Raw genomic sequence first — 23,853 nt, 5'->3', positions numbered from 1 at the left:
ACTTGAATACTCTAAATATAAAAATAATTCTGAAAAGTACGATGATTAGAACTAAAAATAAGTTTATAGGAACTTTATCCGTCTTGACTTTCGCCCTGAGTTTAACTGCTTGTGGTGGTGGTGGGGGTGAAACGACGACTACTGGAGGAGGAGAAACTGGAGGAGAAACACCCACGGAAGCTCCCACAGCTTCGATTACAGTTCCTTTCGAGAATACCGTAGCTTTAACGGGTGCAGGAGCTAGTTTTCCCGCTCCTTTATATCAAAATTGGTTTGTGGATTTGAATAAACAAGTACCAAAATTACAAGTAAATTATCAGTCTGTGGGTAGTGGTGCAGGGGTAGAACAGTTTACCGCTGGTACTGTGGATTTTGGGGCTAGTGACACTGCTATGAAAGATGAGGAAATCGCTAAAGTAAGTAAGGGTGCTTTAATGTTACCTGTTACAGCAGGTTCGATCGTCTTTGCCTATAATTTACCCGGAGTAGAAGGTTTAAAATTAAGTAGGGAAACCTATGTGGATATTGCTTTAGGAAAAATCACTAAGTGGAATGATCCCAAAATTGTTGCTGATAATCCTGATTTAACTTTACCTGACAAGTCTATTACCTTTGTTCACCGTTCTGATGGTAGTGGTACAACTGGGGTGTTTACAAAACACTTAGCGGCTATTAGTGAAGATTGGAATACCAAAGTGGGAGAAGGTAAAACCGTACAATGGGGACCCGATGGCGGTACATTTATCGGTGGTAAAGGAAATGAAGGGGTAACGGCTCAAATCATGCAATCTGAGGGTGCGATCGGTTATGTAGAATATGGTTATGCGAAAAATAATAATCTGACTATGGCTGCCATTCAAAATAACGCAGGACAATTTATTACCCCTACCGATGAAGCGGCTTCTGCAACTTTAGCTAACGTAGAGTTACCCGAAAATTTACGCGCTTTTATTTCTGATCCCGAAGGTGCAGAATCTTATCCCATCGTCACCTATACTTGGATTTTAGCTTTTCCTAAGTATGATGATCCTAACAAGGCGATCGCCATGGAAGCTATGATTCAATATGCCTTAACAGAAGGACAAAAAGCGGCACCAGCATTAGGTTACGTTCCGTTACCTCAAAACGTTGTGGAAAAAGTGGCGGCGGCGGCGGATCAAATTACTCCAGATTTTACCATCAACGTTAACTAGAATTTAATCTTCTTCCGTTATCTTATAGGGAAAAAAATAACTACATAGTTAAAAACAATGGTAATTATCAGAAGTCGATTAATCAAATCTCTCACCTTGCTTACTTTTGCCCTGAGTTTAAATGCCTGTGGTAATAATAATCAAACTAGGGAAGGAGTAGGAAAGGATGGAGTACCCCCCACCATAACTGTACCTTTTACCAGTCCTTTAACCCTCACTGGTGCAGGGGCAACTTTTCCCGCCCCCTTATATCAAAACTGGTTCGTTCTCTTGAATCGCTTAGTGCCAATGCTACAAGTTAATTATCAATCTGTGGGTAGTGGTGCTGGAATCGAGCAATTTACCAGAGGTACAGTGGATTTTGGGGCTAGTGATATTGCCATGAGTGATGAACAGATGGCGGGGGTGAGTAGAGGTGTTTTACTTTTACCCGTTACCGCAGGATCGATCGTTTTTGCCTATAATTTACCGGGAGTAGAAGGATTAAAATTAAGTCGGGAAACTTATGTGGGTATTGCCTTGGGTACGATTACTCGTTGGAATGATCCCAAAATTGTCGCCGATAATCCTGATTTAACTTTACCCGATCGAAATATTACTTTTGTGCATCGTTCTGATGGTAGTGGCACTACGGGAGTGTTTACAAAACATTTAGCGGATATTAGTCCAGAATGGAATACTCAAATAGGACAAGGGACTTCTGTTCAATGGGGTCGTCAAGGTGCTACTTTTTTAGGGGGTAGGGGTAATGAAGGGGTAACAGCAATTATTCAACAAAATCAAGGCTCGATCGGTTATGTTGAATATGGCTTTGCTAAGAAAAATAATATTCCTATGGCGATTCTGGAAAATAAAGAAGGTAATTTTATTACTCCATCGGAAGAGACTGGTACAAATGCACTAGCCAATGTCGAGTTACCCGAAAATTTACGCGCTTTTATTAGTGATCCTCCGGGAGAAAATTCTTATCCTATTGTTACTTATACTTGGATTTTAGCTTATCAAAAATATGATGATCCTAATAAGGCGATCGCCATGGAAGCCATGATTCAATATGCCTTAACCTATGGGCAGGATGTAGCCTCAGATTTAGGTTATATTCCTTTACCCCAAAACGTAATTGAAACGGTAGCAAAAGTTGCGGATCAAATTAGTCCAGATTTTACCATCACTGTTAACTAAAATTTAACCTTCATAGTTTAGGTTATAGGCAATAATTGTTGAATCAGGTAAGGAAAGAATAAAGTCAATTATTTTGATTAACTTTCCTGCCCGTGAAAAGATTAATTAATGATAATCTAATAACAATTTCTACAAAAAATCATATTGAAATTTTAAAATATATCAACTTCTCAAAAAAGAAGATTTGACTTTATTTAAAATGATCTCAAAAGTATAACTATTAAGTAAAATGACACAGTCTGATCCTTCTAATAATAATCTGATCATGAGGGAAAGATCCCCTTTTGAAAAAACCTTCGATCGAGGTTTTGAATGGTTAACTCTTGCCTTTGCTCTGAGTATTGGCTTAATTTTGATTAGTGTAGCTCTCATTGTTGCCGTAGGTGCTTATCCTGCTATCAAAGAATTTAATTTTAGTTTTTTTACCAATAGTAATTGGAATCCAGTCACCGATGAATATGGGGTAATTGCGGTTATTTACGGTACGATCGTATCATCTTTAATTGCCTTAATCATTGCTATTCCTTTAGGAGTTGGGGCGGCGGTTTTTTTAAGTGAAGATTTTATCCCCGAAAATATTCGCACCGTTTTAGTCTTCCTAGTAGAATTATTAGCGGCTATTCCTAGTGTAGTTTATGGTTTGTGGGGTATTTTTGTCTTAATACCTTTGACTACTACCTTTGGTACTTGGCTTAATCAGAATTTCGGTTGGTTTCCCCTGTTTAGCACTACCCCTGCAGGACCGGGTATGTTACCAGCAGGGATTGTTTTATCCATCATGATTTTACCGATTATTATTGCCATTTCCCGTGACTCCCTCGCTTCCTTACCCCCCGATTTACGTCAAGCCTCCCTTGGATTGGGGGCTACCCGTTGGGAAACTATTTTCCGAGTTTTAATTCCAGCAGCCATTTCAGGGATTATGGGAGGAATTATGTTAGCTTTAGGTCGTGCTATGGGAGAAACTATGGCGGCAACGATGATTATTGGTAACTCTAACCGTATCAGTATCTCTATTTTAGACCCAGCCAACACGATCGCATCTTTGATCGCCAACCAGTTTGCAGAAGCTAGTGGGTTACAAATTTCGGCGCTGATGTATGCAGGTTTAGTCTTAATGTTATTAACGTTAATTGTCAATATCCTTGCAGAATATATTGTTAATCAAGTAAAAGCAAAATACGAGTAACAATGAATAATTATTTGATTCATATTTATATTTAAAAATTTTATGAGTACTCTTAGTATAGGCAGTTTAAAAAAGAAATCATCTAGCCCTAGGGTGATTTTAGGCTCGGTAATGACAGGGTTAAGTGCTTTATGTATGGTAGTAACTTTAGTTCCTTTAGTTGCCGTACTTTTTTTCGTTATTGTACAGGGTTTTAGTCGTCTCAATTTTGATTTATTTACCCAATTACCTCCTCCTCCCGGATTAAGTGAAGGGGGTTTAGCCAATGCGATTATTGGAACTTTGGTAGTAGTGGGTATTGCTGTAATTATTGCTGTACCTATTGGGGTATTAGCCGCCGTATATCTGTCTGAGTTCAGTAACAACAATAAGTTTGCCACCAGTATTCGCTTCGCTACTAACGTTTTAAGTGGTGTTCCTTCGATTATTGCGGGGATTTTTGCCTTCGGTTTATTAGTCTCTAGCGGTATTGTAGGTTTTTCTGCCATTGCTGGGGGTGTGGCTTTAGCGGTGTTGATGTTACCTACGATTATTCGGACTACCGATGAGGCTTTAAAAATTGTACCTCAAGAAATTCGTTGGGCGGCTTTGGGAGTTGGTGCATATAAGTATCAGACAGTAATAAAAATTGTCCTTCCTGCGGCTCTACCCGGTATTATTACTGGGGTGACTCTTGCCATCGCACGGGCGGCGGGAGAAACTGCTCCTTTAATTTTTACAGCGTTATTCTCGAACTTTTGGCCTAATGTGTCTGTGCAAGGGTTTAAAGAACCGATCGCCACTTTATCGGTATTAGTCTATAATTTTGCGATTTTACCTTTTAAACCACAACAAGAATTAGCGTGGGCAGGGTCATTAATTTTGGTATTCTTAGTATTAATAACCAGTATTTTAGCTCGTTTAGCTACTCGTAGAAAAATTTATTAATAAGTAATGAATAATTAACAATTAACAATACTCTCTCCTATCGTTTTTTAAAATCTCACAATTCAAAGAGGATTGCTCTAAGTTCTGAAAATTTCATTTATTAGTCAAATTATATTAAATTAAATAAGAAAAAAATCATGGAAGAATCATTAATATATGAAGAAGAATCTGTTAAGATTCCCGTATTTGAATTAAGAAATGTGGACATTTTTTATGGTAGTCATAAAGCTGTTAGGGGTGTAAATTTAGATATTCCTTCTCAAAAAATTACTGCTTTTATTGGTCCTTCTGGATGTGGTAAAAGTACTATTTTAAGATGTTTAAATCGCTTAAATGATTTAATTAGTTCTTTTAAACTTCAAGGTGTTGTTACTTATCATGGACAAAATCTATATGCTAAAGATATTGATCCTGTGGTGGTAAGAAAACGTATTGGAATGGTATTTCAAAGACCTAATCCTTTCCCGAAAACTATCTATGATAATGTTGCTTATGGTGCAAGGGTAAATGGTTATAAGGATAATTTAGATGAGTTAGTAGAAACTTCCCTTCGTCGGGCTGCTTTGTGGGATGAGGTGAAGGATAAGTTAAAAGAAAGTGGTTTTTCTTTGTCTGGTGGACAACAACAAAGATTGTGTATTGCAAGGGCGATCGCCGCTGAACCTGAAGTATTATTAATGGATGAACCTTGTTCTGCTCTTGATCCTATTTCTACCCTGAAAGTGGAGGAATTAATGCAGGAACTTAAAGAAAACTATACGATCGTAATTGTTACTCATAATATGCAACAAGCCACGAGGATAGCTGATATGACAGCTTTTTTCAATGCGGAAGCGGTGGGTAAAGGCAGTAAAATCGGTTATTTAGTGGAATATGATAACACTGAGAAAATTTTTAGTAACCCAGAAGAACAGTCCACCAAAGATTATGTTAGCGGACGATTTGGGTAAATCTTTGAGAATTAATACTGATTTTAAGTAGTGACGCTCCATACACTCACATTCGTAGAGTGTAGGCTTCAAGCGGAAATTATCCTTCTTGAAATTCTATCGTGGTACTCCTTCTTTCCCACTACGGCATTTTATAGTGAGGAACACGCCCAGCCCCACTTTCTAGTTATTATACCACGTCACTGGCGATTCATCCCACACTTGTTTAATTTTTTTTTTTTCAAAAACAAAGTGTGGAGCTTCTCGCTGGTTAAGCTAAAACCCTAATCAATTGACTTTTTCAGCAATTTCTAATTATATAATCAGGGATAAATTATGAAAATTATTCAGCAAAATTCTAATTTATTATCTTTAGGATATAGTTCTAAAATTTATTTAGGAAGATTATTTTTATTATTGTTTGGTAGTCCATTTTTTCTCGTGGGAATTTGGGTTATTTTATCGATCGGCAAAGTTCATATTTTAAAGTGCGATCGTATCGAAATAAATCAGATTTCTTGTGGTTTAATTCAACAGGGATTAATCAGTCAAAAAAAGACTAATATCCCAAGATTATATAATGCAAAATTAGGAATTGATAGTGATGGTGATAGCCCAACTTATCGAGTAGAATTAGATACTAATATGGGAATGATTCCCTTAAGCATAATGTATAGTTCAGGAGAAAAAAATAAAGCCAATAAAGTGAGTAAAATTAATGAATTTATCCAAAATATTAATGAAAACTCCTTGACAATTAAACAAGACGATCGATTATTTGCCTATAGTTTTGGTGGTTTATTTGCCTTAGCAGGTAGTGGTTTAATGATGGGAGGATTAACCCATTTTAGAAAGACAAACATTATATTTAATAAAAGTATGGGAAAAATGTTAATTGAAGACAAAAATTTGTTTCAAAATCAAGTAAAAGAATATCGATTAGGAGAAATAAAAAAAGTTACTTTTGTGAAAGAATATCATGATTCCCATGAGGTTTTTCGCCCTAAAATTATGTTAAATAGGGGAGAAGAAATTTTATTACCCTTAAAGGGTGATTCAACAGAACAAGAAGCTATCATACAAAATATTAATAACTTTTTAGGATTAATTGATTTAAACAAATAAGGCAAGGCTTTCTTACTTCTCGTCGTGATAAATTATGTCTTAAACAAGGTTGATGTTAACCTTGTCAGCTAACAAAGTAGGGTTTTTTTCATTGTCCAATTTTACTGCTTTTAATCAAATAAAGTATTGAAATTTTATTTAATTATTTGAGAAGCCAATTCTCAATTTGTAATCCATTAAATGAGTCAAAATCACTAACATTATTAGTCACTAAAATTAAATTATTGCAATAAGCGATACTGGCAATTTGTCCATCTATGAATGCTGGAGTTTTGCCAATTTTTGATAATCTAGCTCTTTCTTCTCCATGCCATTGTGAAGATTCTAAATCATAACTAAAAATAGGCATTGTTAACGGTATTTGCTTAATATAATTCAGTAAAAAATTTCTTTTAGCTGATTCCGGAGGCAATCTTAAACAACCATATAAAAGCTCATGAATCACGGGAGAAGCGGTGGCTACTTTTTTCTGATGAATGGTCATTTTTTCAGTTACAAATTGATTAGGAATTTTTTTATTAATTTCAGAAATAATATTTGTATCTAATAGATATTTATATTTCAAAGTTCTACCTCTCTGCCAACACTTTTATCTCTTAAATCGGCAAAATCTGCGTCATCAAACTCTATTCCTTCCTGTTCCATTTTTTCTCGAAATCTTAATGTCATCTCCCAGAAAGTTTCATTATTAGATTTTGTCTTTTGTGGAACTTTTATTTTTTCTTCTTTGAGAATCTCAAAAAGGGAATCTTTATCTTCCTGTGACAAGTTACCAACTAATTTAACAATTTCTAGTAAAGTCATAGTTTACTATCTCCTAGAATCAAATAATTATTAAGGATATAATATAATATTACAAGATACTATTGCTTATTGTCTATGCTTGACTTTCATCAAGATTAAATTGTTTCTATAAAGAGTATGGTAAATTTACTCTCGTCGATCGATCTTAAAAATGAGAGATCAGTTATAGGATAAGATTTTGAATTGTGGATATTAGCCACCTTATCTTAATTTTTATATTTATTGACGAATTAGAAAATGACTAAATTTGTATTTGTGACTGGTGGTGTGGTTTCCAGTATTGGCAAGGGAATTGTGGCGGCTAGTTTGGGAAGGTTGCTAAAGTCTCGTAATTACTCAGTTTCGATCGTCAAGTTAGACCCTTATATTAACGTAGATCCGGGAACAATGAGTCCTTATCAACACGGGGAAGTTTTTGTTACCGATGATGGTGCGGAAACAGACTTAGATTTAGGGCATTATGAACGTTTTACCGATACTTCCAGTTCTAGGCTTAATAGTGTCACCACTGGCTCAATTTATCAAGCGGTAATCAATAAAGAAAGGCGGGGTATTTATCAGGGTGCAACGGTACAAGTTATTCCTCATATCACCAATGAAATTAAAGAAAGAATCCATCGAGTGGCGAAAAATAATAGCCCTGATGTGGTAATTACGGAAATTGGTGGTACGGTGGGAGATATTGAATCTTTACCCTTCCTTGAGGCGATTCGTCAATTTCGTAAGGATGTAGGGCGCGATAATGTACTTTATTTACACGTTACCCTTATCCCTTGGATTTCTGTGGCAGGAGAATTGAAAACCAAGCCCACTCAACACTCAGTTAAGGAACTTCGATCGCTCGGTATTCAACCAGATGTGTTAGTATGTCGTTGTCATACCACTATTCCCCAGAATATTAAGGAAAAAATCGCTGAATTTTGTGATGTGCCTAGTGAAGCTGTCATTACTTCTTCCGATGCAAATAGTATTTATGAAGTTCCTTTGATTTTAGAAAAAGAAGGTTTAGCGGATCAAGTATTGCAGTTGTTGCGGTTAGAAAATCGATCGCCCGATTTAGAAAAATGGGAAAATTTAGTGAATAAAATGCAACATCCTGAGCATAAACTAAAAATTTCGATCGTCGGGAAATATATTAAACTCAGTGATGCTTATTTGTCAGTGGTGGAGGCTTTAATCCATGCAGGTATCCATTCCCAAGCCGAAATTGAACTAATTTGGGTGGACGCAGAAGACATTGAACTTCATGGAGCAGACAAATATTTAAAAGATGTTAATGGTATTCTTGTACCGGGGGGCTTTGGTAATCGAGGAGTTGATGGCAAAGTCAAAGCCATTGAATATGCAAGAGAGCATAAAATTCCCTTTTTTGGACTATGCTTAGGAATGCAGTGCAGTGTTATCGAGTGGGCAAGAAATACCGCCCAATTAGAAAAAGCAAATAGTGCCGAATTTGACGAAGAAACTCCTCACCCCGTGATTAACTTATTACCCGAACAAGAAGACGTAGTGGACTTAGGAGGTACAATGCGTTTAGGAGTCTATCCTTGTCGTTTAATACCTGATACCCTTGCTCATTCTCTATACCAAGACGAGGTTATTTATGAGCGTCATCGTCATCGTTACGAATTTAATAATAGTTATCGTAACCAATTTTTAGAGACGGGCTATCAAGTTAGTGGCACATCTCCCGATGGTAGATTAGTAGAAATTATAGAATTACCTAATCATCCTTTTTTCCTAGCAACTCAATTTCATCCTGAGTTTAAATCTCGCCCTAGTCAACCTCATCCTTTATTTATCGGTTTTATTAAGGCTTGTGTAGGGTTTACTGAAAATGTAAGTTAAATGTTTTTTAGTTGATGTTAATTAATTTCTCATTCCTAATTTCTCTGTTTAATTGCTCAATTTTAAAGTACATTAAGGGCATAAAATAAATTTAAGTAACTTTATTGTTAAGAATGAGTATTATTACAGTAACAACTCAAGCCTTTAATGATCAAAAACCGGGTACATCAGGATTACGCAAAGCCGTAACGGTTTTTCAACAACCTCACTATTTAGAGAATTTTGTTCAATCTATTTTTGACAGTCTCGAAGGAATCATGGGTGAAACTCTGGTTTTGGGTGGTGATGGACGTTATTATAATCGTCAGGCTATCCAAATTATCCTCAAAATGGCTTCGGCTAATGGTATCGCTAGGGTGTTAGTGGGTTTAAATGGGATTCTTTCCACTCCAGCGGCTTCTGCTATTATTCGCAAAAACCAAGCCTATGGGGGGATTATTCTTTCAGCTTCCCACAACCCCGGCGGTATTGATGGAGATTTTGGCATTAAATATAATATTAGCAATGGTGGACCTGCTCCGGAAAAAGTTACCGAAGCAATTTTTGAAAAAACTAAAACGATTACTCAGTATCAAATTTTAGAGGCGGCGGACATTAATTTAAATCATGTAGGCTCGTTTAAGTTAGGTACAATGGATGTGGAGGTAATCGATTCGGTACAACCTTATCTTGAGTTAATGGAGTCTCTTTTTGACTTTGATTTACTGCAAAATCTTCTCTCTCAGGGGGATTTTGCTATGTGTATGGACTCTTTACACGCTGTCACAGGTCCCTATGGGAAGGCAATTTTTGAGGGTAGATTAGGGGCAAAAACAGGCACTGTAATTAATGGTGTACCGTTGGAAGATTTTGGCGGTGGACATCCTGATCCAAATTTGGTGTATGCTAAAAGTTTAGTTGATGTTTTATTCGCTGATAATGCACCTGATTTTGGGGCTGCTTCTGATGGTGATGGCGATCGCAATATGATTTTAGGACGTAATTTTTTCGTCAATCCTAGTGATAGTTTAGCTGTGATTACTGCCAATGCTCATTTAGTGAAAGGATACAAACAAGGTTTAACGGGTGTAGCTCGATCGATGCCCACCAGTGGTGCAGTGGATAAAGTAGCTCAAAAACTGGGTATTAATTGTTATGAAACTCCCACAGGATGGAAATTTTTTGGCAATCTCTTAGATGCAGATAAAGCTACTATTTGTGGTGAAGAAAGTTTCGGGACGAGTTCTAATCATATCCGAGAAAAAGATGGACTTTGGGCGGTGCTTTTCTGGTTAAATATTGTGGCAGTAAGAGGAGAATCTGTAGAAAATATAGTTCGATCGCACTGGAAAGAATACGGACGTAATTTTTATTCTCGTCACGACTACGAAGAAGTAGCCACGGAAGGTGCAAACGCATTAGTTAACCATGTTAGAAGCCAATTTGACACCTTAAAAGGCAAACAGTTTGGTAATTATACCGTTGCCTATGTCGATGACTTCAGTTACACTGATCCTGTGGATGGTAGTGTTACAACAAATCAAGGTATTCGTATTGGTTTTACTGACGATTCGAGGATTATTTTCCGTTTGTCAGGTACAGGCACAAAAGGAGCTACATTAAGAGTATATCTCGAAAGCTATGAACCTGATGTGAATAAACAAGATTTAGACACCCAAGAGGCATTAGGGGAATTGATTAATATAGCGGAAGAAATTGCCCAAATCAAGAAATTCACTAACCGTGATGTGCCAACGGTAATTACTTAATAAGTGTTGCGGTGTTAGGGAGTTGGGGAATTAGGGAATAGGAGAGTAGGAGGGTAGGAGAGTAGGAGAGTAGGAGAAAATTCTTAATTCTTAATTCTTAATTCTTAATTCTTAATTCTTAATTAAATCTCATGCTAATATCTAACCAGCTCGATCGAGTGATAGTTGCACTGGTTGAGATATAATCAACTCCAGTCTCCGCAATATGGCGAATATTAGTAAGGGTGACATTACCACTGGCTTCAATTTTGATAAGAGGGTTTTCTTGTCGAATCAAGATGACAGCTTTTGTCATTTCTGCCACTGACATATTATCTAGCATGATAATATCGGCTTGATGGTTGATGGCTTCAGTTACCTCCTCTAAATTGCTGGTTTCTACCTCAATAGAGAGAGGATAAGGCATGGTTTTACGGATGAGTTGAATTGCCTTACCGATGCTTCCAGAGGCTTGGATGTGGTTATCCTTAATCATGATGCCGTCATCTAAACCCATACGATGATTCATCGCACCGCCTACTTGGGAGGCATATTTTTCGAGAATTCTCAAACCCGGAGTCGTTTTACGAGTATCGACTAATTTTGTGGGATAGTCTTGTATTGCTTCCACATATTTTTTTGCCATTGTCGCAATACCACTTAACCTCATGACTAAATTAAGGGCAAGTCTTTCTCCTGTAAGTAAGGTTTTCATTTTCCCTTCTATGTCCATGATTTTACTATTTATGGTCAGTGTTTCTCCATCTGATGCTAAATCATGCCATTTAATATCATTTTCTAATAATTGAAAAACTCTTTTCGCTATGGGTAATCCTGCGATGACACCTTCTTCTTTGGCTATCCAATAGGCTTTACCTTGGGGCGAGTCCACTGGAAAAATACAATCAGTAGTTCGATCGCCCCTACCAATATCTTCTAATAACCAATCATGTAATAATTTATCTAAAATCAAGGGAGAAGGAATAGGCGTTATCATCATCATTAATTTTTTAACTTTAAATGGGAGAAAGAAGTCCCACACTGTATTTTACGACAAAAAAGTCCCACAAAATCAGTGTGGGGGCTGCTACGCAGTGCCTACGGCAGGAATTTCGACCAGCAAAAAAACGTTCTGTTTGATGATATTTTCAGAAAAAATATTGTCAAATAGAACATCCATTTGGTAAGATGAAGTTGGTCATTGACCCAGCTAGCTGACTAAGAGGCCGCCCTTGTGGCATAAAGTATGTACTCGGCAGAGTCTAGGGAAGTAATCAGCCCAATACCAAGTAATGGCAAGGTTGAGATGCAAATAGAATTTTTTGTTCTATGAGACTGCGGAAGGCAGTTTCCTGCTCGGGTTGGCGAAAGCCATAAAGGTAGCAATACTAGAGATGCTGTGTAAGTCTTGATCATACTCAGATTGAGTTCGGAGTAAGATAAAGCAGTGGCATTTGAGACGAGAAGCCTACACTATACCGCAAGGTTAGTGTTAGGTACTTCACAAGATTTCTTAATTTTGATTATCCCTCAACAAATGATCATATATTATTTATGGTAATTAGGGTTTGCCTCATAGTATTTTGCTGAGGGTAGGGAAAAGGGAAGAGGGAAAAGGAAAAAGGGAATAACTAACACAAAAATCAAGGTTTTAAGGTTTTGCACAAACATATTATTATAAAAGTATTTTATTATAAATAATCTAAAAAATGCTCATTTTTTGACTAAAAATACTCAAAGTTGTGCACTTTTTGGTTAATGTAGTGTGTCTAAACCATTGATTTTAATAGTTTTCTGATTTATTCAGCCAACCCTAATTACCCACATCGAAAATAAATTTGAACATTGCCACAATAAAAAAAGAGGCTAAAAGTTGACAGCCTCTCGATCGAGCAATAACAAATTCAGTTATTATTCTGGTAACTTATATTGGGAGACAATTTTTTTTGCGTAATTCGGCACATGATTTTCTAACTTTTCTGGATAGTTACGCTTCACATAAAGATAGTTACGAGTAAAATGAGAATCGATGGAAAACCTAGCATATTCTAACCCTTGAGGGCCTATTTTTTCAATGACAACCCCCATTAATTGTGCTGCCCACATGGGTAGTGTTACCCCTTTATCGTAGGCAGGGATACTGTTTTGTACGGCTTGATGACGATCGCCTTTAGACATTACAGGTTGAGTGTTAAGTTGATCTTCCACTAAGTTTAACATCTCTTTGCCCGTATCGTTGCGGACTACAATCCACTGCCAACCAAAGGGCGCTCCCATATAACCTACCACTAAATCCGCCAAGGAGTTAACATAATCAAAGCAAGTCATGCAGGAGGGGGCAAAAACGTCTTTCAATTTATTCGTTTTTAAGCCAAAGAAAGGCACTTTTTCGATACTACCGTCTTCGTGTTTGAAATGCACTCGAAAATCCTGCATAAATTCGTAAGCGACAACCGTATCAGGAGACTTGCTCGTAGTGTCTAAGAATTTTTGTAATCCAGCGCGGGTGACGTTATCCACGCAGGGAGTGCCTAAAACATAGAGTTTTTCTAATCCTAGTTGTTTTTCTACCGCTCGTAAAGCCTGAATTTGACAACCCACTCCAATCACTAATAGCCGTTTCATGCCCGATCGTTCCACTTGCTCTAAGATAGATAAATTAGGAGATAAAGTAGGTTTGTTGACTCTTGCCCCCAAAATTTCCTCTGTAGTGGTGGCGATAATAGGTTTAGGTTGAAATCGATCGTTTTCGTCACTTTGAACGCATACAACCCCTTCTACTAGCCCCTGAGTTAACATTTCACAGGCGATCGAACTAACAATACCAGTCCATTGAGCTCCCTCGATGGGTTGTTTTTTCTTAGCTGACATCATCTCTTGATGGACACCGAAATAAACGTCATACTCATTGTTTAAATCTCGACTACGCCCATGGGCATCGGCTTCTAACTCGGCAATTTGTTGATTAATAAAAGCACAGGCTTCCTTCACATAGTGGATATAATAAGTGTCACACAATCCGCACTCGCTACATAAATCTTTCGCAGGGCGACGACTACCCGGTTTTAAGGCTTTGGCTTTTTGATGAGAAGTAATTGCAGTCATGTTATGTTTTTTTATAATTCCTTTGGGGTGATTCAATGATAATATTTTGTTATATCTGTTGATTTTACCCTATTCATTGCCAATTTTTTCTCGATTTTGTCCATAAAAAGTAACCCCGATTCTGTTAATATGGTCAATCAAATGGGGGTTATCAATATCATTAAAAATGGATAAATCCACCATATAAGGTAATAATAAATCATCAATTTCTGTGGCTATTTCCCATAGTTGATCATGACTAATATTTTCTCCTATTAAGGTTAAATCTATATCTGATCCTTGTCGATAGTTTCCTTTGGCACGAGAGCCATAAAGTATCACTTTATTTATACTTGGATACCTAGAAAAAATTTGCTTAATTTGCTCGATCGAACTCTCTTTTAATCCAAATTTTATCATAAAGATTCCATTTTATTTTTGAGTTCAAGAAATAAGGGAAAATATAGATTATGAATATCTTTGCTAATTTGTTGAGCAACTTGTAAATTATAGGTATGTACTGAGGCAATTCTACTTTTTATCATCTTCATCCAGTTATCACCATCACTAATTAAACCTCTTTGAAAAGCCAGTCTAATAGCATCTCGACTTCCTTGTATTGTGGTTTCTCCTTGTTGCTCATAATAATCTTTAAGGACTTTCCAAGCTAATTCGTAGGTGTATTCAAAGGCTTTAATAAATCCTTGTTCTTCTAACTCATTAAGCTGATCTTTTTCAATAAATTTTGTTAATTGATTTAAGGCTTTTTGATAGTTATAAAATCTTTGTTTCCAACGAATATCATCTTCCATAAATATATAAATAAATGAGAATTAATAACAAATATTACCAAGGGGTTTTACCCCCTTCTGAATGTAGATTTTAATCAACAAAATATCTAATTAATTTTACTTAATCGATCGATTAATGATCAAAGATTATTTTGCTTCCCCTGTTAATTTTAACAAAAGAAAACCCCAAGCTAAACCAACTAAAACTACACCAAAACAAAGAATTGCACCGTTAAACAACATACTTTCAGCAGTCATTAATTTATCTCCTATGTAATAAATTTATTCATATTTTCCTTAGTTTATCCTAGCTTAGAACAATGATCAATGAATAATCTGTAATGTAGTGGCTTAATATATTAAGCTCATAATCTGGATTTATACAGTTTGACGTGCAGAATGTGGGTTCTAAGTCATTCATCATCTATTTTTATGGTTTACTCAGGTAATAATGGGGATTTTCACCCTTTTACTCCCCGCCCCAAAGTTGGGGGATTGGGGGCTTAACCGAGAAATATTGAGTTAGTTTCGATCGATCCGTCAAGTGATGGAAAGTCTATATTTGATTTATAATAAACGTAAGTAATCACGTAAAATTACTGAACAATAATGCCAAAATGCCAAAAAAAATTCCTCTCTATTTGCTATTAGTTCTACAGTTTACGGTTTTAGTAACTACGATCGTCAGTTTAGTAGGATATGTTTCCTACCGTAGTGGAAAAAAAACCGTTGCCATTATGGTAGAACAATTAATGGAGAAAATTGGCGATCGCACTGCCCAGCAGGTAGGCACTTACTTTAATACGACAAAAATAGTAGCTCAACAAAATGCCGTTTTATTACAGCAGGGGGTTATAGATGGTTTTGACTTGGAAACAATGGAGGGGCATTATGTGCGACAGTTGAAAATTATCCCTCGATTAACTACCCTTGCCATCGCTAATGAAGATGGCGAAATGTTAACAGTAGAGCGTCCTTTTAATGATAGTTTAATGATTCGCAAATTAGATAAAAATAACCCTAATAAAGCATTTTATCGCTATCAAGCCGATATTGACGGACAAAATAAGATATTAAAAGAAACTAGATACAATTATAATCCCCATAATGATCCTCCTGATAATCCTTGGTATTTACAGGCTAAAAACAATCCTCAAGGTAAGTGGATTGCTAATGTAACCTTATCCAAAGGACAAGATAAACCGACTCTTCAGCTACTAAAAATTTTGCCTTTTTATAATCAAACGGGAAAATTTCAAGGCATAGTGGGTGCAAGTATTTATTTAACCCAACTGGGGGATTTTTTAGAGGAAATCAACAAAAATCATCAAGGGCAAATATTGATTATCGATCGAAATGGCTTTTTAGTGGCAACTTCTACGGGAGAAACCCCCTTTGATAACACTCCGAAAGGCACTTTAAAAGAAAATGTTAACGTCAAAAATCGTCGTTTAAAAATTACGGAAAGTGAAAATTCTCTTACCGTAGCCATTGCTAATCTAATCACTTCTCAAGGAGATTTAAGCAAGAATTTCGCTGATTCTCCATTACTAAATTTGACATGGGAAAAGCAAAAATATTTTGTCAAAGTTACTCCCCTTAAACAAGAAGTGGATTTATGGATGGTGACGGTGATTCCTGAAGGGGAATTTATGGGAGAAATTGAAGAAAATGTACGCAATACCATCAATTTAACTGTTTTAGCTTTAATTATCGCTATTATTCTCAGTTTATGGACTTCTAAACGCATAACTCGATCGTTATCTAGTTTAAGTCAAGCAACCTGCAATTTTACAGAAAATCAAAACCGTCAAATTATACCAAATACCCATATTCAAGAAATAGCAATTTTGTCTCAATCTTTCCAAGAAATGATAACGACTTTAACAGAAACAGAAAGAATTAGGGAAAATTATACCCAAGAATTAGAAAAGGAAGTGGTTGAAAAAACCGTTATTTTAAGCCAGAGTAACGCTAGATTTGAAAAATTAACATCCGCTTCTCCTGCCGTTATTTATAGCATGACACAGAATTTAGTTAATGATGTGACTAAATTTGAGTATATCAGTCCCGCCGTTTATGATATTCATGAAATTTCGGTGGAGAATGTCTTAAAGGATAGTCAATTAATTTTAAACCAAATGCACCCCGACGATCGAGAAGGCTATATTGCACAAGTAAAAAGCAGTTTAGAAAATAATCAACCTTTTACCTATGAATGGCGTATTATCACCCCATCTGGAAAAACTAAATGGATTTGGGGAAATTCGTTACCAGAAAAAATATCTCAGGATGAAATTTGTTGGCATGGTATCGCTATTGATATAACCGATCGTAAACAATTAGAATCAGCGTTACAAGAATCAGACACAAAATTAAGAGAAATTCTGGATAATGCTACAGGAATTGTTACCCGTTTGATCATTAGTGAGCAAGGCACTTGGAAAATTGATTATATATCAGGGGGTTGTGAAAGAATTTGCGGTTATACCTCAGAAGAATTAATGACTGATGAAAATTTATGGGTAAGTATAATTGTGGAGGGAGAATGGGAGGCTATTGAGGATCAAGTTTATAATGACATATTTGCACAACGATCGGGTAGTTATGAATATCCGATTAATCATAAAAACGGTTCAATTCGTTGGGTTTGTCAAAATAATTATAGTCGTTGGGATAAACAGAATAATCAATGGTTACTTACCATTATTACGATCGATATTACAGCACAAAAACTAGCGGAATTTCGGATAAAAAATAGTGAAGCAAGATTCCAGTCTTTGGCAAAGGCTTCTCCTTCCGTTATCTACACTGTCATTGAAGATATTAACTGTATTAGTCGATTTGAGTATATCAGTCCGGCGGCGGAGGTAATTCATGAAGTTTCCTTATCAGAAATTTACGCTAATGGTAATCTGATTTTTGAGCAAATTCACCCCGAAGATGTGACGGGATATGTTGATGCGGTTAAACGCAGTTTAGAGAGGGCAGAAATTTTTACCCATGAATGGCGTATTATTACCCCCTCAGGCATAAAATGGATCAGAGGTCATTCTTTCCCTGAAAAAAGAGATAATGGGGAAATCCATTGGCATGGTATCGTTTGGGATATTAGCGATCGCAAATCCTTAGAATCTGCCTTGAGAGATTCAGAAAACAAACTCAAAGATATTCTTCAACATTTAACGGGAATTATTACCCGTATGACTCTCTATGGTTCGAATCATTGGAATATCGATTATGTTTCTGGCAGTTGTGAAGCGATATGCGGTTATACAGCAGAGGAATTAAGACTTGATCAAAATTTATGGATCAATTTAATTGTAGCCGATGATTGGCAAACAGTTGAACAGGAAGTCTATCGAGATATTTTTGAGGAAAACATTGGACATTATGAGTATCGTATTCATCATAAAGACGGTAGTATCCGTTGGATTTCCCAGAATAACTATACCCGTCGAGATACCAATAATCAAGGATGGATTGTGACGATTATTACGTTAGATATTACAGCACAAAAAGAAGCAGAAATCAAGCTCGAACATCAACAACAAATGCTAGAAGCCATGAGTCGTCAAGGGCATATTGGGGCTTATGAGTTAGATTTAAGTACGAATACATTATCTTGGTCATCCATGACAAAAGAAATTCACGAAGTTGAGCCAGATTTTGAGCCGAATTTAGAAACAGGCATTAATTTTTATAAGGAAGGAGAAAGTCGTAATCGCATTCAAGAAGTAATCGATCGAGCTATCAAAGATGGTACTCCTTGGACGGAAGAATTGCAACTAATTACGGCGAAAGACAGAGAAATTTGGGTAGAATCTAATGGACAAGCAGAATTTCAAGATGGTGTATGTGTGAGACTTTATGGCTCTTTTCAAGATATTACCGAAAGGAAGAAAGTTGAGCAAGAATTAAGGGAAGCGAAACAAAAAGCAGAAATGGCGGTAGAAAGTAAGAGTCTGTTTTTTGCCAGTATGAGTCATGAAATTCGGACTCCGATGAATGGGGTAATTGGGATGTTAAATCTTGTTTTAGATACTCCCCTGACTACCGAACAAAAAATGCAGATTTCCATCGCCCAAAGTAGTGCAGAATCATTATTAAGCCTTATTAACGATATTCTCGACTACTCGAAAGTAGAAGCGGGTAAATTAGACTTAGAAGCCATCGATTTTAACTTATATCAAGTGTTGGGGGATGTTGCCAAAGCAATGGCATTGAAAGCCCAAGAAAAAGGCTTAGAATTAATCTTAGACTTAGTTAATATTCACAATCCGATAATAAAAGGTGATTCTAGTCGTTTAAGACAGATTTTGACTAATTTAATCGGTAATGCCATTAAATTTACGGAAAATGGCGAAATTATCGTTAAATGCAGTGTGACGCAACAGAATGACGAGTTAATTTTTACAGGGGAAATTCAAGATACAGGTATTGGTATTCCTGAAGAAAAAATACCCCTCTTATTCGATTCTTTCAGTCAAGTTGATGCTAGTGTCACTCGCAAATATGGCGGTACGGGTTTAGGATTATCTATTGTGAAAAAACTCTGTGAGTTAATGGGGGGTAATGTAGAAGTTGAAAGTCAATGGGGTAAGGGTAGTAAGTTTAAATTTACCGTCACTTTACAACCTCCAAGCCAAAATTTATCTCTTTCTCCTACCATTAATTTACAAGGTTTAACTATTCTCTTGATAGAAACTAACCAGACTAATCGTCAAGTTTTATCTAGTCAACTGGAAACTTGGGGCGCAAAAGTGATTACTTCCGATAATGGTGATAATGTAGATTTATCTTCGATCGATATTGCTTTTATTGCCCAAAATTTAACTAATCTTTCAGGTATTGCCCTAGGTAAACGCCTTCACGCTCAGAATAGTAATATAATTTTAGTGTTGATGAGTTCGATCGTTGATTATAGTCACCAAGATATTTTTAAAGATAGTGGTTTTAGTGGCAACCTCAGTAAACCCGTTACCCCTTTAGAATTAGCTGATACCATCACCAAAATTAGAGATCATCATATCATTGTCAAGGATTTTTCTCCCCCTCAAGAAACAATATCTGATTATTCCCTCAATACCCAAATATTGTTAGTAGAAGATAACAACGTTAATCAAATAGTTTTCAAAGGCATCTGTAAAAAATTAGGCTTAAAAGTTGATATTGAGAATAATGGAATTGAAGCCTTAAAGGCTTTGAAAAATAAACACTATGATTTAATATTTATGGATTGTTTAATGCCCGAAATGGACGGTTATGAGGCAACAGGGGAGATTAGACAGGGTAAGGCAGGAGATGATTATAGAGATATTCCGATTATTGCCATGACGGCAAATGCCATGGAAGGGGATAGAGAAAAATGTTTATCGGCAGGAATGGATGATTATTTGACGAAGCCGATTAATGTGGATAGTTTTAATAAATTATTAACAAAATATATCTCTCATTGAAGCAACCTGAGTTCGAGATAAAATTTTCGGTGCTGTAAAGGTATCGGAAAGTGTGTTAGGTATTAGGTTAAAGAATTGACAAAAAATATATCTTAATTGATTTTTTATGTTAAATTCTTCGATCGAATTATATAATCTTCTGAAAATTACACCTGCAACCTGCAACCTTAAACCAGCCCTTATCAGACATTCTTGCATCGAACTGTATAGATAATAAAAAAATAGGATTAAGTAAGTTTAATTCCTGAATTATATTCAGTGGATAAACCAAATACTCAACCCTATAGAAAAAGTCTTACTAATTTTGGTAATCTAAATCAAATCAATAGGAAACTAACCCTAGCATCCCATCGGCGATAAAATAATTTTTCTGTTTTCGTAGGTATGTCCTAAAAATGTCACTTTTTTACCAGTAGTAACAGAAACACCACGATAAACAATGTGATAATTTGTTTGATTGGGAATATTAACAACCGCACGATTTAATTGATAACGACAACCACGAAAAATCACCTCATTTTTTTTCCCTTCAACTTCTATGGGACTAGGGTTGTATTCATAGGAAATGCCTCGATACATCATTTTCATTGGTTTTGAGTCCTTATTTGAAAATTTTAAAAGTGGGTTTTCTATTCTTACGGCTTATCATAAAGGATAAAAAAAATTTAATCTGTGGGAAAATGTGAGATATTTCCTCAGTACAAATTGAAATCATTTTAAATTCTCTATTACCTGAGTTCGACATAAAATCATCGGTTAAGATAAGGTATCGGAAAGGGTGTTAGGTATCAGGTAAAGATAAGGTAAAAAAGTTGAACAAAAATTGATTTTATCCAAATTAAATTAAGTAATTAATTGATCTAAACAAAGAAATTGTTAACCTGCAACCTGCCACCTGAAACCTATTAACCTCAAGAATTCTTTTATCGAACTGAGGTTCTATTGATGATTAATTTCCTCTGGTGACACCATCTACAACGGGGCGAATGCCCGTACCTTCAAAGGGTGCTGCGTTTCCATCCCAGTTAAAGTCGCTGATGCGTAAGTTAATTGAACCTATTTCGAGGACGGGGTTATAACGAATGATAATATTATGGGTACGGCGACTATATTCTATGAAGTAGTCTGTACTAATTTCTTCATTGGTTTTGACGTTGATAAAACTCTGTAATCCTGCTCGAATAGGTCCGTATAGTTGTTGAGTGAGTCCTAATGATAATACTTGATCATCGGCAAATCGATCGAAAAAGAAGGGAGATTGTTCACCCCTAAATCCTTGACTGAAACTGACATTAAAGCCCGTATAGTCAAAAAAGGGATTAGAAAAATGACCGAATTGTCCTTGTAATCCAACGGTTGCCGTAAGGGTTGCTTGAGTTTCACTATTACTATAAAAACTGCTAACTCCTGTTAAACCTGTATTAAAACTAAGATAGGGGGCGACAGGGGTAGCTGTATATTTTAATCCTTCTTCGGGGGTAGCAGGTAATGCTTGACCACTCCAAAGTAAAATATTACCATTTAAGATTCCAGCACCTTGAAAACGGGTTAAATTGGTAAGATTATCTTTAGGATTATTACCTAATAATTCTTGTCTATCGGTGTCGGCGGTAATATTTTGCATGGAGGCTTGATAGACAAAACCGAAACTTGATTTGCCTAGTTGATAGTAAGGGGATGTGCCGATAATTCCGTAACTTTGTTGTACAGTTTGAAAGCCTAAAGAACCGTTAAAGAGTCTATCTCGATAGTTATACTGTAAACTGGCAGTATAAGGAGCTTGGATATTACCGATTTTTTGGTTTAATTGTATGGAGGCTCGAAGGCGATTTTCGAGGTTATCTAAGTCTAATCCTGTAAAATTTGTTACGGCTGTTAAGTTGGTTCGATCGTTAAAATCCTTAATTAATGTGGCAACTAAACCATAACTAGACGGGTTGAATAAACCGCCGTTATCATCAGGATCGATCGCATTTTCATCCACAAAAGAATCGGGCAGGAACGCTCTTTGTAGTAATATTTGGGGAGTTAAGGTAAAAAGAGTCGTCTCATCGGTGTAAATTTCAAAGTCTCTTTCGATGTATAAACCCCCTAAATCTTCTCCGTCAAAACCGATGGAAAACAAGCCCGGTCTGCGATTGCGTCGATCGAACACCAAGCGATCTTGAAATAGAGGAATGGACACTTTTTGATCAAAGACTAAACGAGAATTTGTAGTGGTTAGCTCATCTTGTAAAGGGGAAATATTCCTTAAATGGGCTGTGTCTGCCCTAATTTCAAACTCTGGAGGGGAAAAAGGATCATTAGTAAAACGAATATTTGTCGCACGCCAACTATTTCCATCAAAATTAACTTTTTCGGCTTCAAAACGAAAACGGTTAACTTGTCCGCCTGTTGATATACTTCCTGCCGTTTGATTTCCCTGTACTAAAGAATATTCTCTAATACTACCAACAGCAAAACCAAACCCTTCGGCAGATACGACTCTCCTTAAGGGTTGATTCGCTTCAAATTGCCAACTCAAAGGCTGTTGGGGTAAGGGATTATTGGCGGTTTCTCCTCGAAAATCTTGGCTTAGACTCGGTTGATATATTTCTCCCTTAGCGTTAAAAATAACTCCTTGATCTTGCACGAAGTAGTATTCAAATCGATCGCCCCTAAGAGTTTGTTCTCCTCTTTCTAAGGTAACATTACCTTGAGCTACCGCAATGCGATCGACCAAATTGACTAAAACTTGATCAGCGATTAAAATACCATTAGAGAAACGAATTACCACATTTCCCCTCGCCTTGATAATTTGTTGTTGATCTAAATATTCCTGTTCATCCGCTAAAATTTCCACTACATCAAGGGTATTAGCCGGAATTTCGATATTGACGGGTTTATCCTCATTTTGCACTAATTCAAAAGCGGACGATCGAACATCAAAATTATATTGACGAGATTTGCCTCCCCTAGAAGCGGTAATTAAAGTTTTTGTGAGATTAAACCTGATAGAAGATTCTTTATCTAATCGAAAATTATTGTTTTCTTCCTTGATACTTAAAGGCTTTCCTAATTCCTTCGCTTCAATTTTTGGAGGACTTTCTACGGGGATAGGAATAGAATGCAAGTCTATATTTTTAGGGGTTAAATTTTTTTGAGCGATTAAACTTTCTGACTCAGAAGGAGAATTGGCGATGGTGTTTTCTTCTATGGCTTCATTAATTCCCTGTGGATTAACTTTTAAGATTGGAGGGTTAGACTGACTAATTTCTCTAAGGTGAGCATCTGGAATATTCGGTAAGGGGATTTCTTCTTTTTCTACAGCAGGGGAAATTTCCTCTAATGGTTCATCTTTAGGGGAAGGGGAAAAAGATTCAAGGGGTTCGATCGAAATAGTTTGTTCGTCAGCTAGGATGATAGATGGAGAGTTGGAATCAAATTCTGTTAATTGAGATTTATCAAAATTATGGGGAGTGGTGGCAATTAATAGACTGCTAACAATAGGAATCATCGGTTCAACACTAGCTAACTTATACAATTGGCAAATAAGTATTAAAACTCATCCACTATAGTATAGTGGACAATTGCTCGATCGTTCATTAATGACGAA

General features: G+C 36.4%; 18 protein-coding genes. 9 read left to right on the top strand and 9 right to left on the bottom strand.

The window, feature by feature from the left end:
• Positions 1–41: 41 nt before the first annotated feature.
• From pstS (SYN6308_RS08270) to SYN6308_RS08245, 6 genes are all read left to right on the top strand, one after another.
• Positions 42–1,193, top strand: coding sequence for a phosphate ABC transporter substrate-binding protein PstS (gene pstS, locus SYN6308_RS08270; protein ID WP_017293969.1), 1,152 nt, complete (start codon positions 42–44; stop codon positions 1,191–1,193).
• A 57-nt stretch (positions 1,194–1,250) separates the two neighbouring features.
• On the top strand, positions 1,251–2,375 hold the full coding sequence (pstS, locus tag SYN6308_RS08265; RefSeq protein ID WP_017293968.1) for a phosphate ABC transporter substrate-binding protein PstS: 1,125 nt from the start codon (positions 1,251–1,253) through the stop codon (positions 2,373–2,375).
• A gap of 229 nt (positions 2,376–2,604) precedes the next feature.
• Positions 2,605–3,564 carry a phosphate ABC transporter permease subunit PstC gene (pstC, locus tag SYN6308_RS08260; protein WP_017293967.1) on the top strand — a complete coding sequence of 320 codons (960 nt, stop codon included), beginning with the start codon at positions 2,605–2,607 and terminating at the stop codon, positions 3,562–3,564.
• A 42-nt stretch (positions 3,565–3,606) separates the two neighbouring features.
• Positions 3,607–4,491, top strand: coding sequence for a phosphate ABC transporter permease PstA (pstA, locus tag SYN6308_RS08255; RefSeq protein ID WP_017293966.1), 885 nt, complete (start codon positions 3,607–3,609; stop codon positions 4,489–4,491).
• Positions 4,492–4,628: 137 nt separating this feature from the next.
• Positions 4,629–5,441: a phosphate ABC transporter ATP-binding protein PstB gene (gene pstB, locus SYN6308_RS08250; RefSeq protein WP_017293965.1), complete on the top strand. Its 813-nt coding sequence runs from the start codon at positions 4,629–4,631 to the stop codon at positions 5,439–5,441.
• 315 nt (positions 5,442–5,756) lie between these two features.
• Entirely contained in the window at positions 5,757–6,545 is a 789-nt protein-coding gene (locus SYN6308_RS08245; RefSeq protein ID WP_017293964.1) for a hypothetical protein, read from the top strand.
• 142 nt (positions 6,546–6,687) lie between these two features.
• Here SYN6308_RS08245 and SYN6308_RS08240 read toward each other — a convergent pair whose 3' ends face one another.
• Positions 6,688–7,110: a type II toxin-antitoxin system VapC family toxin gene (locus SYN6308_RS08240; protein ID WP_017293963.1), complete on the bottom strand. Its 423-nt coding sequence runs from the start codon at positions 7,108–7,110 to the stop codon at positions 6,688–6,690.
• The gene (locus SYN6308_RS08235) at positions 7,107–7,349 is read right to left on the bottom strand and encodes a hypothetical protein (RefSeq protein ID WP_017293962.1); all 243 of its coding nucleotides are present in this window, start codon (positions 7,347–7,349) and stop codon (positions 7,107–7,109) included. The genes SYN6308_RS08240 and SYN6308_RS08235 overlap by 4 nt, the downstream gene beginning before the upstream one ends.
• Before the next feature lie 237 nt (positions 7,350–7,586).
• Between SYN6308_RS08235 and SYN6308_RS08230 the strand changes: the two genes are divergently transcribed.
• Both SYN6308_RS08230 and SYN6308_RS08225 read left to right on the top strand, forming a co-directional pair.
• Positions 7,587–9,197, top strand: a complete 1,611-nt coding sequence (locus SYN6308_RS08230; RefSeq protein ID WP_017293961.1) for a CTP synthase — start codon at positions 7,587–7,589, stop codon at positions 9,195–9,197.
• 113 nt (positions 9,198–9,310) lie between these two features.
• On the top strand, positions 9,311–10,945 hold the full coding sequence (locus SYN6308_RS08225) for an alpha-D-glucose phosphate-specific phosphoglucomutase (protein WP_017293960.1): 1,635 nt from the start codon (positions 9,311–9,313) through the stop codon (positions 10,943–10,945).
• Positions 10,946–11,063: 118 nt separating this feature from the next.
• Here SYN6308_RS08225 and nadC read toward each other — a convergent pair whose 3' ends face one another.
• From nadC to petM, 5 genes are all read right to left on the bottom strand, one after another.
• The gene (gene nadC, locus SYN6308_RS08220) at positions 11,064–11,921 is read right to left on the bottom strand and encodes a carboxylating nicotinate-nucleotide diphosphorylase (protein WP_017293959.1); all 858 of its coding nucleotides are present in this window, start codon (positions 11,919–11,921) and stop codon (positions 11,064–11,066) included.
• Between the two features lie 914 nt (positions 11,922–12,835).
• Positions 12,836–14,029 (bottom strand): Coenzyme F420 hydrogenase/dehydrogenase, beta subunit C-terminal domain, encoded by a 1,194-nt coding sequence (locus tag SYN6308_RS08215; protein ID WP_017293958.1) that lies wholly within the window; start codon positions 14,027–14,029, stop codon positions 12,836–12,838.
• A gap of 69 nt (positions 14,030–14,098) precedes the next feature.
• Entirely contained in the window at positions 14,099–14,428 is a 330-nt protein-coding gene (locus SYN6308_RS08210; protein ID WP_017293957.1) for a nucleotidyltransferase domain-containing protein, read from the bottom strand.
• Positions 14,425–14,820 carry a nucleotidyltransferase substrate binding protein gene (locus tag SYN6308_RS08205; protein ID WP_017293956.1) on the bottom strand — a complete coding sequence of 132 codons (396 nt, stop codon included), beginning with the start codon at positions 14,818–14,820 and terminating at the stop codon, positions 14,425–14,427. The genes SYN6308_RS08210 and SYN6308_RS08205 overlap by 4 nt, the downstream gene beginning before the upstream one ends.
• A 126-nt stretch (positions 14,821–14,946) precedes the next feature.
• Positions 14,947–15,057 (bottom strand): cytochrome b6-f complex subunit PetM, encoded by a 111-nt coding sequence (gene petM / locus SYN6308_RS08200; RefSeq protein ID WP_017293955.1) that lies wholly within the window; start codon positions 15,055–15,057, stop codon positions 14,947–14,949.
• A 359-nt stretch (positions 15,058–15,416) separates the two neighbouring features.
• On the opposite strand from petM, the gene SYN6308_RS23320 reads away from it, so the two are divergent.
• A complete protein-coding gene (locus SYN6308_RS23320; RefSeq protein WP_017293954.1) occupies positions 15,417–20,258 on the top strand; it encodes a PAS domain-containing protein in 4,842 nt (1,613 codons plus the stop codon).
• Positions 20,259–20,597: 339 nt separating this feature from the next.
• On the opposite strand, the gene SYN6308_RS08185 is transcribed toward SYN6308_RS23320, so the two are convergent.
• Together SYN6308_RS08185 and SYN6308_RS08180 are read right to left on the bottom strand one after the other, a co-directional pair.
• Positions 20,598–20,846 carry a DUF4278 domain-containing protein gene (locus SYN6308_RS08185; RefSeq protein WP_071590982.1) on the bottom strand — a complete coding sequence of 83 codons (249 nt, stop codon included), beginning with the start codon at positions 20,844–20,846 and terminating at the stop codon, positions 20,598–20,600.
• A gap of 361 nt (positions 20,847–21,207) precedes the next feature.
• Entirely contained in the window at positions 21,208–23,754 is a 2,547-nt protein-coding gene (locus tag SYN6308_RS08180; protein WP_017293952.1) for a DUF3769 domain-containing protein, read from the bottom strand.
• Positions 23,755–23,853: the final 99 nt, after the last annotated feature.

The sequence above is a fragment of the Geminocystis herdmanii PCC 6308 genome, assembly GCF_000332235.1.
GTDB classification, from domain to species: Bacteria; Cyanobacteriota; Cyanobacteriia; order Cyanobacteriales; family Cyanobacteriaceae; genus Geminocystis; species Geminocystis herdmanii.
Note: the sequence above shows the minus strand (reverse complement) of the source record. Positions and strands in the feature narration are given on the sequence as shown.

Bases quoted from the DNA above. Each gene is read 5' to 3' on its own strand.
- pstS (WP_017293969.1), top strand. From the start codon at position 42: ATGATTAGAACTAAAAATAAGTTTATAGGAACTTTATCCGTCTTGACT.
- SYN6308_RS08185 (WP_071590982.1), bottom strand. From the start codon at position 20,846: ATGAAAATGATGTATCGAGGCATTTCCTATGAATACAACCCTAGTCCC.
- SYN6308_RS08235 (WP_017293962.1), bottom strand. From the start codon at position 7,349: ATGACTTTACTAGAAATTGTTAAATTAGTTGGTAACTTGTCACAGGAA.
- SYN6308_RS23320 (WP_017293954.1), top strand. From the start codon at position 15,417: ATGCCAAAAAAAATTCCTCTCTATTTGCTATTAGTTCTACAGTTTACG.
- pstA (WP_017293966.1), top strand. From the start codon at position 3,607: ATGAGTACTCTTAGTATAGGCAGTTTAAAAAAGAAATCATCTAGCCCT.
- pstB (WP_017293965.1), top strand. From the start codon at position 4,629: ATGGAAGAATCATTAATATATGAAGAAGAATCTGTTAAGATTCCCGTA.
- SYN6308_RS08225 (WP_017293960.1), top strand. From the start codon at position 9,311: ATGAGTATTATTACAGTAACAACTCAAGCCTTTAATGATCAAAAACCG.
- SYN6308_RS08180 (WP_017293952.1), bottom strand. From the start codon at position 23,754: ATGATTCCTATTGTTAGCAGTCTATTAATTGCCACCACTCCCCATAAT.
- pstC (WP_017293967.1), top strand. From the start codon at position 2,605: ATGACACAGTCTGATCCTTCTAATAATAATCTGATCATGAGGGAAAGA.
- SYN6308_RS08230 (WP_017293961.1), top strand. From the start codon at position 7,587: ATGACTAAATTTGTATTTGTGACTGGTGGTGTGGTTTCCAGTATTGGC.
- nadC (WP_017293959.1), bottom strand. From the start codon at position 11,921: ATGATAACGCCTATTCCTTCTCCCTTGATTTTAGATAAATTATTACAT.
- SYN6308_RS08205 (WP_017293956.1), bottom strand. From the start codon at position 14,820: ATGGAAGATGATATTCGTTGGAAACAAAGATTTTATAACTATCAAAAA.
- SYN6308_RS08245 (WP_017293964.1), top strand. From the start codon at position 5,757: ATGAAAATTATTCAGCAAAATTCTAATTTATTATCTTTAGGATATAGT.
- petM (WP_017293955.1), bottom strand. From the start codon at position 15,057: ATGACTGCTGAAAGTATGTTGTTTAACGGTGCAATTCTTTGTTTTGGT.
- SYN6308_RS08215 (WP_017293958.1), bottom strand. From the start codon at position 14,029: ATGACTGCAATTACTTCTCATCAAAAAGCCAAAGCCTTAAAACCGGGT.
- SYN6308_RS08210 (WP_017293957.1), bottom strand. From the start codon at position 14,428: ATGATAAAATTTGGATTAAAAGAGAGTTCGATCGAGCAAATTAAGCAA.
- pstS (WP_017293968.1), top strand. From the start codon at position 1,251: ATGGTAATTATCAGAAGTCGATTAATCAAATCTCTCACCTTGCTTACT.